Below are 14,289 nucleotides of genomic sequence, written 5' to 3'. Positions count from 1 at the left end.
AGGAGCGGGCCGGTGCGTCGGCGCACCGGGGCGGCTGCGGGTGCCGGCCGAGGGGCTCCGGGCGGGGCGACGGTGCCCGGCCGGGAGCACTCCACTGTAGGAGCCGCGCGCCCGCACCCGCGCGGCGATCCGCGATCGGGTGCGGCACCGTGTCGCGGGGAGGGTCCCGCCCGCGGACCGCCGGGAGGAGCGTCGTGAAGGTCTACCTGTCCTCGGACATGGAGGGCACCGCAGGCGTCGTCGACTGGGGCCAGTGCCGGGGACCGGGCGCGGAGTACGAGCACTACCGGCGGCTGCTGCAGGACGAGGTCAACGCCGCCATCGCCGGTGCCCAGGAGGCGGGGGCCACGGAGTTCCTGGTCAACGACGCGCACTCGTCGATGCAGAACCTGCGGCCGGCCGAGCTGCTCGGCAACGCCCGCTACCTCTCGGGCCGGCACAAGCCGCTGTACATGATGGAGGGGCTCGACGCGTCCTTCGACGCCGTCTTCCTCGTGAGCTACCACGGCTCGGTGGCGGGGGAGCCCTCGACGCTGTCGCACACCTACGACCCGCGCACGGTGGCCCGGGTGCGGCTCAACGGGGTCGAGGTGGGCGAGGCCGGCATCAACGCCCTGGTCGCCCTCGGCCACGGGGTGCCCGTCGTGCTGGTCACCGGCGACGAGGTGACGGCGGAGGAGACCCGGCGGGTGTGCCCGGACGTCGCGGCCGTCGTCGTCAAGCGCTCGGTCACCCGGTTCGCGGCGGAGAGCCTGCACCCGGCGGAGGCGTGCGCGCGGATCCGGGAGGGCGCGGCCGCCGCGGTCCGGGGGCTCGGCACGGCGCGGCCGCCGCGCATCGAGCTGCCCGCGACGCTGGAGGTCGGCTTCCGCACCGCCGACCTGGCCGAGCTGGCCACCCGGGTGGTCGGCGTGCGGCGGACGGGGACGCTCGAGGTGTCGATGACCGACGCCGACCCCGTGGAGCTCTACCGGACCTTCGTCACCGTGGTGCTGCTGGCGCGCGCGATCGCGGAGTGAGGGTCAGGGCCGCGGGTTCGTCCGGGTCCAGCCGCGGTCGTCGCGGCGGGCGCCCGTCCCGGCCCGGCAGCGCCGGCAGACGTCGGCCACCTCCTCGGCGTGCCGGCCCGACTCCGGCTGGACGTCGGCCCAGCTGACGTGCGGGAAGCGGGCGAGGCCGGAGCGCGACAGCGACAGCCCGCAGACCGTCTCGTTGCGCCCGCGCTCCCACGCGTGCACCTCACCGGAGGGGTAGCGGACGCCGTCGTCGGGGTCGACCCACTGGCCGGCGGCCGCGACGGCCGGGTTGCGGACTGGCACGGGAGGCCGGTACCCACCCGGAGCGGTCCGCGACGCGACCTGCGCACGTGACTGCCGCGACGGGTGCAACGGCCGGTGCGGGGTGGACGACGACACGCGACGGCAGGACACGGAGATCGGGCCGTACCGGAACGGCGTGCCTACGTTTCCCCGGTCATGCCAGCGGCGGACGACCCCGCCACCACCCCAGGACGTGTTGTGACTGCTCAGCTGACTGCGCCCGTGAAGCTCTGCCCCCACTGCAGTGCGCAGGCCCAGACCGTGGACAAGAAGTGCCCGCACTGCGGCAAGAAGTACAAGAAGGGCAGCCTCGCCCTCAAGATCCTCCTCGGGCTCGCGGTCCTCATGATCGTCGTCATCGGTGGCTGCACGGCCCTCCTCGGTGCCGGCATCAACGAGGCGGTCGAGCAGCTGGACGAGCAGCAGGCCGCCAGCGCCATCTCCCAGGAGACGTTCGACGCCATCCAGGTCGGTGCCACCCGGGCCGACGTCGAGGCCGCCGTGGCGCCCGCCGTCCCCCAGGACACCCAGGAGTTCACGCAGGACGGCGTCCTCGACGCCGCGGACATCAACCAGTCCTGCCTGTACTTCAACCGCGAGGGCGGCGAGTTCGGCGACGTCTTCCAGTTCTGCTTCGACGGCGACGTGCTGACGACGAAGAACTCCTACTGACGCACCGCGGGAGGAGCGGGCGCGCCGCGTCCGCTCCTCCCGGCCGGACCGGGTCCGCGCGCGGTCCCGGGAGCGCCGTGAGCCCCGTGTGACGCCCGGGGCCGGCGCGACGACAGGCCGTGCTCGCGGTCGGGGACGGCGACGGAGCGCACGTACTGTCCGGCGAGGCCGTGGTGTCCGACGAGTGGGCGAGATCTCGATGACCAGTGGTACCGGCGCAGGGGAACCCCTCCACGTCACGGACGAGGACGGCTACCTCCTGACCGAGGAGATCGTCCAGGCCCGGGCGCGGATCCTGCGGGCCCGGGTGCTGGGCGGGCTCCGGCGCCTCAGCCTCGTCGCCGCTCCGGCGCTGCTGGTCACCGCCGCGCTGCTCCCGTGGGCGGTGCGCACGCTCACCCCGGTGTGGATCGTGCTCGAGGTGGCGGCCGCGTTCGCCGTCCTCCTCGTCTGCCTGACGAACGGGTGGGTCAGCGGCGCGGTGCGCGCCGTCCTCGAGGTCCCGGAGGACATCGTCGAGGCGTCGCAGGACCTGGCGGAGCTCGAGGACGAGGCGCGCCGGCGGCGCAGGGAGCGGCGGGCGCACCGGGAGGCCTCCGAGCGCCACCGCGAGGAGTCGGCCGAGACGCGCCGCCGAGCGGTGTTGAAGGACATCACCCGGGTCCGGGACCGGTGGGAGAGGTCGGGCCGGCGGCTGTTCCGTCTCCTCTTCGCCTGCCAGACCGCCGTCATCCTCGCCTCCGGCGTGGCGGCGCTCTTCCCGGGGTCGGACTGGTGGAACCGCGCGCTCGTCGCCGTCCCCGGCTTCCTGACCGCGTTCACGTCCTTCGGGAAGTTCGGGGAGAAGAGCACCGTCTACAGCCTCGGCGGAGCGCAGCTGCGCTACGAGATCGCCTCCCACGACCTCGAGGTCGGCGACTACGCCGGCCTCGACGGCCGGGCGCGCCTGGACCGGCTCGTCGGCACCTTCCACGGGCTGCAGCTGGAGGTCCAGAACGGCACGCCCGCGCTGCCCGACGTGCCGGTCCCCGGCGTCGAGGGGGCCGACGGTGCCGCGGCGGCCCCGGTGCAGAGCACCCCGCCGCCTCGGACGGTGACGGCCGCGCGGGTCTGAGGTCGCCGACGCGGCACTCCCGGGACGCGCGGGGCAGGAGTGGCCCGAGGGTCTCCTGGGACGCCGGACCCGCGCCGGTTGCGATCAACCTCACACGGCGGCGGCCGAAAGGACCGGTGCACAGCCCCCGTCGCCGCGTGCCCGCTTGGAGCGTCCCTGTGAGCGTCAAGACCCGCCTGGTCGTCAGCGTCCTGACCGTCCTCACCGTCACCCTCGGCGGCCTGGTGGCGGTGATCGCCACGCTGGCCACCGGCCAGGCGCAGCGCGACGGCCTGCGCAACGCCACGGCGGTGGCGGTCGAGCAGGCGCACGAGATCGAGGCCGCCCTCGGCCGGCAGCGCAGCACCGCGGAGTCGCTGGCGGAGGCGATGGCGGCCCTGACCGACGGCCGGCGCGGCGACCGCCCCTACGCCGACGCCCTGCAGGCCCGGCTGCTCGCCGCCGACCCCACGCTGATCGGGGTCTGGTCGGCGTTCGAGCCGCAGGCCTTCGACGCGGCCGACGCCGCCTTCGCCGGGACGGCGGGCACCGACGCGACCGGCCGCTACGTGCCCTACTGGTACCGCGACGGCGACACCATCGCGGTGACCGCCCTCGTCGGCTACGAGACCCCCGGCGTCGGCGACTACTACCTGCTGCCCCGGGACACCGGCCGCTCGGTGGCGATCGAGCCCTACCCCTACGAGGTCGCCGGCGAGGAGGTGCTCATCACCTCGCTGGCCACCCCGGTCGCCGTCGGCGGGCGGACGATCGGCGTCGCCGGCGTCGACATGCCGCTGGCCGCCATCCAGGAGCAGGTCGGGGCCATCCGCCCCTACGACGTCGGCCGCGCGGCGCTGGTGTCCTCGGCGGGCCTGGTGGTCGGCAGCAACCGGACCGGTGACGAGGTCGGTGCCGCCGCCGCGGGCCCGGTGGCCGAGATCGCCGCGGCCGCCGTGGCGGACGGCGAGACCGTGCAGCGCACCGTCGAGGGCGACGAGGGCAGCACCGTCTACGTGGCCGCGCCGATCGAGGTCGGCGCCGGCCAGCACTGGGCGGTGCTCGTCGAGATCCCCGAGGACGCGATCCTCGCCGACGCCCACGGCCTGCGGACGACGATCCTGGTCGGCGCGCTCTGCACGCTGCTGCTCGCCGCCGGCGCCACCCTGCTCGTCGCCCGCCGGGTCGTCGCGCCGCTGGACGCGCTGCGCTCGCGGATGGAGGAGATCGCCGACGGCGACGGCGACCTGACCGCCCGGGTGGACGAGAGCCGCCGGGACGAGATCGGCCGGCTCGGCGCGGCGTTCAACCGCTTCGTCGCCAAGGTGGCCGACACGGTGACCGGCATCGGCCGGGCCTCGGGGTCGCTGGTGGAGCTCTCGGCCGGCATGTCCGGGGTGTCCGGGCGCCTGGCGGGGTCGGTCGAGCAGACCAGCGCGCAGGCGCAGCAGGTGTCCGCCGTCGCCGAGCAGCTCTCCCGCAACGTGCAGACCGTGGCGGCCGGCGCCGAGGAGATGGGCGTGAGCATCCGTGAGATCGCCTCGAACGCCTCCGAGGCGGCCCGGATCGCCGGTGAGGCGGTGCTCGTCGCGCAGTCGACCAAGCAGACCGTGGCCACCCTCGGCGACTCGTCGCGGGCCATCGGCGAGGTGGTGCGGGTGATCACCGGCATCGCGGAGCAGACCAACCTGCTGGCCCTCAACGCGACCATCGAGGCCGCGCGCGCCGGCGAGGCGGGCAAGGGCTTCGCCGTCGTCGCCACCGAGGTGAAGGACCTGGCCCAGGAGACGGCGAAGGCCACCGAGGACATCACCCGCCGCATCCAGGCCATCCAGGGCGACACCGACCGCGCCGTGGCCGCCATCGCCCGCATCGACGAGGTCGTCAGCCAGATCAGCGACTACCAGACGACCATCGCCAGCGCCGTCGAGGAGCAGACCGCGACGACCAGCGAGATGTCCCGCGGGGTCACCGAGGCCGCCCAGGGCACCGGGTCGATCGCCGACGCCGTCGTCACCGTCTCGACGGTGAGCACCGAGACCGAGCAGGACGCCCTGCAGGCGCGCTCGGCCGCCGACGGGGTGGCCGAGGTGACCGCGGAGCTCTCCCGGCTGGTGTCCCAGTTCAAGGTCTGACCGGTGGGTCACCACCTCGTCCCGCGTCGGAGGTGACGAGGTGGTGACGGCGCCGTGATGCCCCCCTCCCGACGATCGCCGGGACAGGCACACGGAGCAGTTCGGGAGGACCACCATGACCAGTGACGGGACCCGCGGGGACGGACGGCGGTCCTACTGGGCCGCCGGCGACCGGGTGGAGCTCACCCCGTCGCCGACCTTCGTCGCCGTCCGCGAGGCACCGGGCGGCGAACGGGGGACGGCGGCCGTCGCCGAGCGGATGGCGGGCATCGCGGGCGCCGGGCGGGTGATCACGCTGCCGGACCGCGGTCTCGTCCTCGTCGGCGCCGACGGCGGCGCGGCCGCCACCCGCTCGACCGAGGGCATCCGTCAGGCCCTCGAGCACGACGAGCAGGTCGCGGGCGGGCCCACCGTGTTCGAGACCGCGAGTGCGCCCGGCGTCTACCTCGTGCCCGACGGCGAGGTGATCGTGAAGTTCCGCGAGGGCGCGGACGGCGGTGCCGTGCAGGCCGTCCTGGCGCGCCACCACGCCGCGGTGGTGCGCACCGACCACCCCGAGCCCGGCGCCCTCCTCGTGCAGGTGGCCGACGACGACGCGGCGGTCGAGGCGGCCAACGCCCTCCACGAGGAGGAGCTGGTCGAGTACGCCGAGCCCAACTTCGTGCAGATCACCCGGCCGCCCGGCCCCGCCGTCCAGGTCCTCGACAGCGTGCCCGCCCCGGCGCGCCCGGTCGACGACATGAGCGCGCTGGTCAGCACGGCGGACGGGACCCGGGACGGCGGGCTCGCCGACCCCGGGTTCGCCTCCCAGTGGGGCCTGACCAAGATCCGCGCGCCCGAGGCGTGGGGCATCTCGACCGGCAGCAGCGCGATCAGCGTCGCGGTGGTCGACGAGGGCAACGACGTCGCCCACGAGGACATCTCCTACCGGCTGCCCGGCTTCGACGCCTACGACGGCGACAACGACCCGAGCCCCGCCGGCAGCGACGCCCACGGGACGGCGTGCGCCGGGATCGTCTCGATGCGCAAGGACAACGGCAAGGGCGGTGTCGGCGTCGCGCCGGGCTCGCCCGTGCTCCCCGTGCGCATCGCCAAGGGCATCGGGGGTGGCGCCTGGGACACCGACGCCGCCAAGGCCGCCACCGGCATCCGGACCGCGGTGGACCGCGGGGCGGACGTGCTGTCCAACAGCTACAGCCTCGCGCCCAGCACCGCGGTGGCCAACGCCCTGCAGTACGCGGCCACCAACGGCCGGGGCGGCCTCGGCTGCGTGATGGCGGCGGCCGCCGGCAACGGCGACCAGCTCGGCGTCATCTTCCCGGCCCGGCTGTCGCCCTCGATCCGGGGACTGCTGGCCGTCGGGGCCTCCAACGAGTGGGACCAGCGCAAGAGCAAGACCAGCCTCGACGGCGAGAACTGGTGGGGCTCGAACTGGGGACCGGAGGTCGACCTCGTCGCCCCCGGGGTGCACGTCTACACGACCGACATCACCGGTGCGGCCGGCTACGGCGGCGGCAACTACGTGACCACCTTCAACGGCACGTCGTCGGCCACCCCGCACGTCGCGGGCGTCGCCGCGCTGGTCCTCTCGGTCGACCCCCAGCTGCGCGGCTGGGAGGTCGAGGACGTCCTCAAGCTGACCGCCCGTGACCTCGGCACGCCCGGCCGGGACGACTTCACCGGTTTCGGGCGGGTGGACGCGCGCGCCGCCCTCGAGGCGGCCAGCCGGCTGTGGGCCGACGTCGCCCCGAAGGTGGAGTTCGTCGCCGGCCGGGCCTTCCTGCGGATCGACGCCCGCCTGTTCAACCCGGGGATCAACACCGTGCGGGTCGACTCGTTCACCCTGAGGTCCCTCACGGCCGACGGGACGAGCGAGCTCGACCGGTTCGAGTACCGGCCGGCCCCGGGCAACGTGCTCCTGCCGCGCAGCGGCCACGAGGTGCGGTTCAACCAGCTGCTGTTCAAGGCCAACGGGACGCCGCAGGCGTGGTCCTACCGGTGGGCCGCGAGCTGGACCTACACCTACTGGCGGCCCACGGCCCCCGGGTTCCCGCTCACCACCGGCACGGTGAGCCTCGACGAGGCCATGGCCGGACCGCAGGGGCGGGGCGAGGGTCAGCTGCAGGGCGAGGCCGGCGGCTCGGCACCGGCCGGGCAGGACGGCGTCGCCGGGGCCGACGGGGAGGTCGTCCGCGCGACCGGCCGGCGCACCATCACCATCACGATCGACTGATCCGACCGGGGGCTTCCGGCCCTGTCCCCGTCCCGGGCGCCGCTGCCAGGGTGCCCGGAACGGGGGCAGGGCCCCGCGCCGCGGAGGAGGCACCATGGCGATCACCGACACCGGCCGGCCGGGACCCGTGCGCGACGAGGCCCTCGCGGCACTGGCCGCCGACCTGCACGGGACCCTGCTCCGCCCGCGCGACGACGGCTACGACGCGGCGCGGCGGGTCTGGAACGGCAACGTCGACCGGCGCCCGGCGGCGATCGCCCGGTGCCTCGACGCCGCCGACGTCCAGCGCGCCGTCGGCTTTGCCCGGGACGAGGGGCTGCTGCTCTCCGTGCGCGGCGGCGGGCACAGCGCCCCGGGGTACGGCACCAACGACGGCGGCCTGGTGGTCGACCTGTCGCTGCTGAGGACGATCACGGTCGACCAGGGCGCACGCACCGCGCAGGTCGGCGGCGGCGTGGTGTGGCGGGAGCTGGACGAGGCGACCCAGCGTGCGGGCCTGGCCACCACCGGGGGAACGGTGTCCAACACCGGGGTCGCCGGGCTCACGCTGGGCGGCGGCCTGGGCTGGCTGATGGGCAAGCACGGCCTGGCGGTCGACAACCTGGTGTCGGCCGAGGTGGTCACCGCCGACGGCGAGCTGCACACCGTCGACGCGGACGACGAGCCCGACCTGTTCTGGGCGCTGCGCGGCGGAGGCGGCAACTTCGGCGTCGTCCCGTCGCTGCGGCTGCGCCTGCACCCCGTGTCCGAGGTGCTCGGCGGGATGGTGGTGCACCCGATCGACCGGGCCCCCGAGGTGCTGCGCTTCTACCGCGACTTCTGCGCCACGCTGCCCGACGAGGCCGAGGCCTACTGCGCGCTGCTCACCGACCCGCAGGCCGGGGTCCCCGTCATCGCGCTGCTGCTCGGCTACAACGGCCCGCTGGACGAGGGGGAGCGGGTGCTGCGGTCGGCCCGGGAGTTCGGCCCGCCGCTGGCCGACCTGGTGGCGCCGATGCCGTACGCGGCGCGCCAGTCGATGCTCGACGAGCCCAACGCCGTGCACGGGCTGCACCGCTACTGGCGCTTGGCCTTCACCGAGCAGCTGGACGACGGCCTGATCGAGGCCGTCACCGCGGCCGCCGCGGGCGCCACCTCGCCGCTGAGCGCCGTCATCTTCTTCTACGTGCACGGTGCGGCGACCCGCGTCGCGCCCGAGGACACCGCGTTCGCCGCCCGCCGCGCGCAGTGGGACGTCGACGTGATCGCCCAGTGGACCGAGGCGGGGGAGTCGGCGCGGCACACCGACTGGCTGCGCTCGACCTGGGCGGCGGCCGAACCGCACATGTCGGGCAGCGCCTACGTCAACCACCTCGGCACCGACGACGCCCCGGAGAAGGTGCGCGCCTCCTTCGGCACGAACCTCGACCGGCTGCGCCGGCTCAAGGCCCGCTACGACCCGGGGAACCTGTTCCGGCTGAACCCGAACATCGCGCCGCCGGCGCCGCCGCCGCGCCGGTCCGCGGAGTAGGCGGGACGGTGGGCACCGCCGCCCCGACCCGGTAGGAAGGGCGGGTGAGCCGCATCAACGACGTCGGCGGGATGGCCGGGTTCCCGGCCATCGCCGAGGAGCCCGACGAGCCGCCGTTCCACGCCGACTGGGAGGCGCACGTCTTCGCCCTCAACGGCGCGCTCATCAAGCGGGGCGTCTACAACCTCGACGAGTTCCGCGACGCGATCGAGCGGATGCCGCCGGAGGAGTACCTCGCCGCCTCCTACTACGAGCGCTGGTTCACCGCGATCACCACGCTGCTGGCGGAGAAGGGCGTGGCCTCGCCCGGCGAGCTGGACGTCCCGCGTGGCTGAGCTCGCCCCCGGGATGCGCGTGCGGACGCGCACCGCCGACCCCGAGGGCCACACCCGCCTGCCGCGCTACGCCCGCGGCGCCGTGGGCGTGCTGGTCGAGCAGGCCGGCGTCCACCCCCTCGCTGACGACCGCGCCCGCGGCCGCGCCGCCTCACCCCAGCAGGTGTGGCACGTGCGGTTCGCGGCCGCCGACCTGTTCGGCTCCGGCGACCACACGGTCACCGTGGAGCTGTGGGCCGACTACCTGACCCCGATCGAGGAGCCCGCATGAGCGCCGACCACACCAGCTCCGTCATCTCCGCCCGGGTGCGCCACGTGGAGGCGCTGCTGGAGGGCCGGGGCCTGCTCGACGAGGGCGAGATCGACGGGCGGATCGACGAGTTCCTCGCCGGTGGCTCGCCGGCCAACGGCGCCCGGATCACCGCCCGCGCCTGGGTCGATCCGGGGTTCCGCGAGCGGCTGCTCGCCGACGCGAACACCGCGATCCGCGAGGTGGGCCTGTCGATGGCCGGCGGCCTGCAGGAGCAGCGGCTGAAGGTCGTCGCCAACACCGCCGAGGAACACAACGTCGTCGTCTGCACGCTGTGCTCCTGCTACCCGATCGCGCTGCTGGGTCCCTCGCCCGGCTGGTACAAGAGCGAGGCCTACCGCTCGCGGGTGGTGCGCGACCCCCGCGGCGTGCTGCGCGAGTTCGGGCTCGAGCTGCCCGAGCGGACGCGGATCTCGGTGTGGGACGCCAGCGCGGAGTCGCGGTACATGGTGGTGCCGCGCCGTCCCGAGGGCACCGAGGACCTGTCCGAGGAGCAGCTCGCCGCCCTCGTCACGCGCAAGGGCCTCATCGGGACCGCCGCGGTCTGACACCGGAGCGCCGAGCGCGCAGCCGCGCCGCCGGGTCCGGCGGTCACCACCACAGCGGCCCCCAGCGACGGGCGTCGGCCTGCACCCGGGACCACGGGACGTCCTCGCTCTTGGCGCGCCCGATGGGGTTGATGCCCCAGCGCATCGTCACGTTGGCCCGCAGGGTGTGCAGCCGGTTCTCGAAGAGCATCTTCTCGCTGATCCAGGAGATGGCGTCCAGCTCCGGCTTCCACGCCGCGGTGTAGCGCTGCGCCGCCCCCGCGAGGGCGGCGGCGCCGAGCCCGGCCGCGCCGATGCACCGGTCGAGCTCGACGGCCGCCTCCATGGCCGCGTTGACGCCCTGGCCGATGGGTGGGAAGGGGCCGGCGGCGTCGCCCAGCAGCAGGGCCCGCCCACCGTCCAGGCGGGAGCAGGTGAGCTTCTGGCCGATGTGGTAGCAGGTCCGCTCGGCGAACGCGGTCACCGCCGCGTCACTGGCGAGGTCCAGCACGCGGGGACAGTGCTGCTGCAGGTAGGCGCGGGCCGCCGCGGCCGAGGAGAACGACAGCGGCCGGCGGGTGCCGATCCCGCAGAACCAGCGCGGCCGGTCGGACTCGTCGTCGCCGGGGATCGCGCCGGCGACGCAGAACGGCCGGGTCGCCAGGGCCTGCAGGTAGGTCTCGTCGAGCTGGTCGACGAGCCGGTCGAGCGCGATCATCGTGAGGTGGTTGGGCAGTGACCTCCGCGCCACGGTGAAGCCGGGCACGTGCCGCTCCATGGCCTCGCGGACCACGGAACCCGCTCCGTCCGCGCCGACGACCAGGTCGAACTGCCGGGTCACCGGACCCCCGCCCGCAGGCGTGTACGACACGGCTCCGCTGAGCACGTCGACCTCGGTCACGCGGCAGCCGTACTCCACGTGGACGGCGTCCTTGTGGCGGTCGGTGACCACCGCGGCGAGGGCCCGGAGGATGTCCCCGCGCGCGCCGGTCCACCCCGGGCCCGGCCAGTCCTCCACCACCTGTCCCGCGTACTGGATCCCCCGGAACGGGAGCAGCCGGTCGTCGAAGTACCCGGTGGCGTCGATGTGCCGCAGGGCGCGCAGTCCGTGCCCGGTGATGTCGATGGTGTACGAGCGGTCCGGGTTGAACCGCGGGGCCAGCTCGGGATGGGCGTCCCGCTCGAAGACCGTGGTGGCGATCCCCCGGCGGGCCAGCGCGATCGCCGCCACCAGCCCGGCAGGGCCGCCTCCGACGATGGCGATGCCGCCCGGCTCGTCGTGCGGCCGGGTCGAGAGCTCGTCGCTGGTGTGGTTCGACATGGCCGTCTCCCGTCGTCGGCGTCGGATGTGTGCCGATGGCCAGGCTCGCGGGCACGGGACGGCGATCGCATCGGTGACCTCCCCAGTCCCGGAGGACTAGCCTGGCCGGGTGCTGCTCGGCCGTGGGCCGGAGTGCATCCGCCTCGACGGCGTGCTCGCGGATGCGCGGGCCTCGCACAGCCAGGTCCTGGTGGTCCGTGGGGAGCCCGGGGCCGGGAAGTCCGCGCTGCTCTCGTGGGCGGCGCACCGGGCGGGGCCCGCCCGCTGCCTGCGGGCCGCGGGCGTCGAGTCCGAGTTCGAGCTGCCGTTCGCGGTGCTGCAGCAGCTGCTCGCCCCGGCGGTCGACGGGCTCGGCGCGGTGCCCCCGGTGCAGGCCGACGCCCTCCGCGGGGCGCTCGGTCTGGAGCCCGGGCGCGGCAGCGACCGGTTCCTCGTCGGCATCGGCGTGCTCTCGCTGCTGGCCGAGGTCGCGGCGGACTCCGGGGCGGTTTGCCTGGTGGACGACGCGCAGTGGGCGGACTCCGCGTCGGTGGAGGCGCTGGTCTTCGCGGCCCGGCGGCTCCGGGCCGAGGGCGCCGCGCTGGTCGTCGCCACCCGGTCAGCAGGCGACGACGCGTTCGCCGCCGCGGGGCTGCCGGAGCTCGTGCTCGGTGGGCTGGACCCGGAGGCGGCGTCGGCGCTGGTCGTCCAGCGGGTGCCGGCGGTGGCCGCGGACGTCCGCCGCCGGCTGGTCGAGGGGTCAGGCGGCAACCCGCTGGCGCTCGTCGAGCTGCCCGGGGTGCTGACCGCGGCGCAACTGGCCGGGCTGGAGCCGCTGCCGGACCCGCTCCCCGTCGGGGCCGGCGTCGAGCGGCTGTTCGCGGCGCTGGCGGCGGAGCTGCCGGAGCCCACCCGCCGGCTCCTGGTCCTCACGGCCGCCGACGACACCGGGCGGCTGGGCGTCATCGGCCGGGCGGCGGCGACGGAGGGTCTCGACCTGACCGCGCTCGGCCCGGCGGAGGCGAGTGGCCTCGTCCGGGTCGCCGGCGGGCGGGCGGAGTTCCGCCACCCGCTGGCCCGGTCGGCGGTGTACCAGGACGCCGGCTTCGCCGGACGCCGGGCGGCGCACCACCGCCTGGCGGCGGTCCTCGACGGCGCCGAGGACGCCGACCGCCGGGCCTGGCACCTCGCGGCCGCAGCGGTGCCCCCGGACGACGCGGTGGCCGATCTCCTGGAGGCGTCGGCCGCGCGGGCGCGCATCCGGTCCGGCCCCGCGTCCGCCGCGGCGGCCCTGTCCCGGGCGGCGGCGCTCTCCGGGCCGCCGGAGCGGCGGGGCCGCCGGCTGGTGGCGGCGGCCGAGGCGAGCTGGGCAGCCGGTCACCCGGCCCGCGCCGCGCAGTGGCTGGACGAGGCCGAACCCCTGCTCGGGGCGCCGGCGCAGCGGGCGGCCCTGCACGGCCTGCGCGGTCTCATCGAGCTGAGCGGCGGGTCGCCGGAGACGGCCTACCCGCTGCTCGTCGCCGCGGCGCTGGACGCTCCGGACCGGTCCACCGCGGTGGCCGGTCTGGCGCTCGCGGGCGAGGCCGCCTCGCTGGCCGGCGGGGAGCGGGCCGTCGAGCTCGGCCGCCTGGTCCGGCAGGTGGTGCCCGGGGACGCCGGGGCCGACGAGCCGGTCGTCGACCTGCTCACCGGGGTGGCCGCCCTCGTCGCGGGGGACTGGGCGGAGGGCGCGATCCGGCTGCGCCGCGTCCTGGGCTCCGCGCGGCGGGTCGAGGAGCCCCTGGCGTTGCTGCGTGCGGGTCAGGCGGCGCTGCTCCTCGGCGACGAGGTCGCGGCGCGGCGGTGCTACCTCAGGGCGGAGGGGGTCCTCCGCCGCACGGGCGGCATCGGGCTGCTGGCCACGACCCTCAACCGGCTGGCCTTCTCCTACGCCCAGTCGGGGCTGCTCGCCGACGCCGAGGAGCGGTGTCTGGAGGGGGAGGGGCTCGCCCGCGAGCTCGGCCAGCAGTCAGCCACCGGCGACGTCGTGCTGGCCCTCATCGCCGCCTGGCGGGGGGACGAGGAGAGGTGCCGGCGGCACGCCGAGGGCGCCGCGGAGCAGGCCGAGGTGCGCCGGCTGGGTGCCGTGCGGGCCGGTGCGGCGTGGGCGCTGGGACTGCTGGACCTCGGTCTCGGCCGGCCCGACCGGGCGCTGGGGGGCCTGGCACCGGTGGTGGCCGGGCGCGGACTGGGCCATCCGGCGGTGGCGCTCTGGGCGGTGCCCGACCTGGTCGAGGCCGCGGCCCGGGCCGGCCGCCCCGAGGCCGGACGTGCGGCGCTGCAGCGGTTCGGGGGCTGGGCCAGGCGGGCCGGGTCACCCTGGGGGATCGCGCTGGCCCACCGGGGCGCCGCCCAGCTCTCCGGAGGGGACCTGCGCTCCTACGAGGAGGCGCTGGACCAGCACGCGGCGGCCGCCCGGCCGCTCGACGAGGCGCGGACCCGGCTGGCCTACGGCGAGTCGCTCCGGCGCCAGCGTCGCCGGGTGGACGCGCGGCTGGCGCTTCGGGCCGCAGCGGAGGCCTTCGACCGCGCGGGCGCGGTCCCGTGGGCGGACCGGGCGCGCGTCGAGCTGCGGGCCACGGGGGAGACCTTCGGCAGGCGGCAGGCCACGGAGTGGGACCGGCTCACCCCGCAGGAGCTGCAGATCACCCGGATGGCCGCGCGAGGTGCGTCGAACCCCGAGATCGCCACGCAGCTGTTCCTGTCCCGGAAGACCGTGGAGTACCACCTGCACAAGGTCTTCACCAAGCTCGGCGTCGGGGGGAGGACCGAGCTGGCCCGGCTGGCGCAGGACTAGGGACCTCCCGGATTCCGGC

At 75.8% G+C, this 14,289-nt stretch carries 12 protein-coding genes; 10 read left to right on the top strand and 2 right to left on the bottom strand.

Annotation, left to right across the window (positions count from 1 at the left end; all coding sequences use genetic code 11):
- Positions 1-194 precede the first annotated feature (194 nt).
- Positions 195-1,019 (top strand): M55 family metallopeptidase, encoded by an 825-nt coding sequence (locus BLQ97_RS15515; protein ID WP_091366880.1) that lies wholly within the window; start codon positions 195-197, stop codon positions 1,017-1,019.
- Positions 1,020-1,022: 3 nt separating this feature from the next.
- Here BLQ97_RS15515 and BLQ97_RS15510 read toward each other — a convergent pair whose 3' ends face one another.
- On the bottom strand, positions 1,023-1,319 hold the full coding sequence (locus BLQ97_RS15510; RefSeq protein ID WP_091366879.1) for a hypothetical protein: 297 nt from the start codon (positions 1,317-1,319) through the stop codon (positions 1,023-1,025).
- A 222-nt stretch (positions 1,320-1,541) separates the two neighbouring features.
- Here BLQ97_RS15510 and BLQ97_RS15505 point away from each other — a divergent pair, with 222 nt between their 5' ends.
- The 8 genes from BLQ97_RS15505 to BLQ97_RS15475 all read left to right on the top strand — a co-directional run bounded on the left by BLQ97_RS15505 (position 1,542) and on the right by BLQ97_RS15475 (position 10,155).
- Positions 1,542-1,991: a hypothetical protein gene (locus BLQ97_RS15505; protein WP_091366878.1), complete on the top strand. Its 450-nt coding sequence runs from the start codon at positions 1,542-1,544 to the stop codon at positions 1,989-1,991.
- A 199-nt stretch (positions 1,992-2,190) separates the two neighbouring features.
- Positions 2,191-3,105 carry a hypothetical protein gene (locus tag BLQ97_RS23405; RefSeq protein WP_175471760.1) on the top strand — a complete coding sequence of 305 codons (915 nt, stop codon included), beginning with the start codon at positions 2,191-2,193 and terminating at the stop codon, positions 3,103-3,105.
- Positions 3,106-3,263: 158 nt separating this feature from the next.
- Positions 3,264-5,219: a methyl-accepting chemotaxis protein gene (locus BLQ97_RS15500; protein WP_175471759.1), complete on the top strand. Its 1,956-nt coding sequence runs from the start codon at positions 3,264-3,266 to the stop codon at positions 5,217-5,219.
- Positions 5,220-5,334: 115 nt separating this feature from the next.
- A complete protein-coding gene (locus BLQ97_RS15495) occupies positions 5,335-7,452 on the top strand; it encodes a S8 family serine peptidase (protein WP_091366876.1) in 2,118 nt (705 codons plus the stop codon).
- A gap of 94 nt (positions 7,453-7,546) precedes the next feature.
- Positions 7,547-8,962, top strand: coding sequence for an FAD-binding oxidoreductase (locus BLQ97_RS15490; RefSeq protein WP_091366875.1), 1,416 nt, complete (start codon positions 7,547-7,549; stop codon positions 8,960-8,962).
- 44 nt (positions 8,963-9,006) lie between these two features.
- On the top strand, positions 9,007-9,297 hold the full coding sequence (locus tag BLQ97_RS24270; RefSeq protein WP_091366874.1) for an SH3-like domain-containing protein: 291 nt from the start codon (positions 9,007-9,009) through the stop codon (positions 9,295-9,297).
- Positions 9,290-9,568 carry an SH3-like domain-containing protein gene (locus tag BLQ97_RS24265; RefSeq protein ID WP_217637216.1) on the top strand — a complete coding sequence of 93 codons (279 nt, stop codon included), beginning with the start codon at positions 9,290-9,292 and terminating at the stop codon, positions 9,566-9,568. Before BLQ97_RS24270 ends, BLQ97_RS24265 begins: the two co-directional genes overlap by 8 nt.
- A complete protein-coding gene (locus BLQ97_RS15475) occupies positions 9,565-10,155 on the top strand; it encodes a nitrile hydratase subunit alpha (protein WP_091366873.1) in 591 nt (196 codons plus the stop codon). The genes BLQ97_RS24265 and BLQ97_RS15475 overlap by 4 nt, the downstream gene beginning before the upstream one ends.
- Positions 10,156-10,198: 43 nt before the next feature.
- Here BLQ97_RS15475 and BLQ97_RS15470 read toward each other — a convergent pair whose 3' ends face one another.
- Positions 10,199-11,455, bottom strand: a complete 1,257-nt coding sequence (locus BLQ97_RS15470) for an FAD-dependent oxidoreductase (RefSeq protein WP_091366872.1) — start codon at positions 11,453-11,455, stop codon at positions 10,199-10,201.
- Positions 11,456-11,564: 109 nt separating this feature from the next.
- On the opposite strand from BLQ97_RS15470, the gene BLQ97_RS15465 reads away from it, so the two are divergent.
- Positions 11,565-14,270: an ATP-binding protein gene (locus BLQ97_RS15465; protein WP_091366871.1), complete on the top strand. Its 2,706-nt coding sequence runs from the start codon at positions 11,565-11,567 to the stop codon at positions 14,268-14,270.
- Positions 14,271-14,289 lie beyond the last annotated feature (19 nt).

The organism is Geodermatophilus telluris, assembly GCF_900102745.1.
GTDB classification, from domain to species: Bacteria; Actinomycetota; Actinomycetes; order Mycobacteriales; family Geodermatophilaceae; genus Geodermatophilus; species Geodermatophilus telluris.
This window is presented reverse-complemented; position numbering and strand designations above follow the sequence as displayed.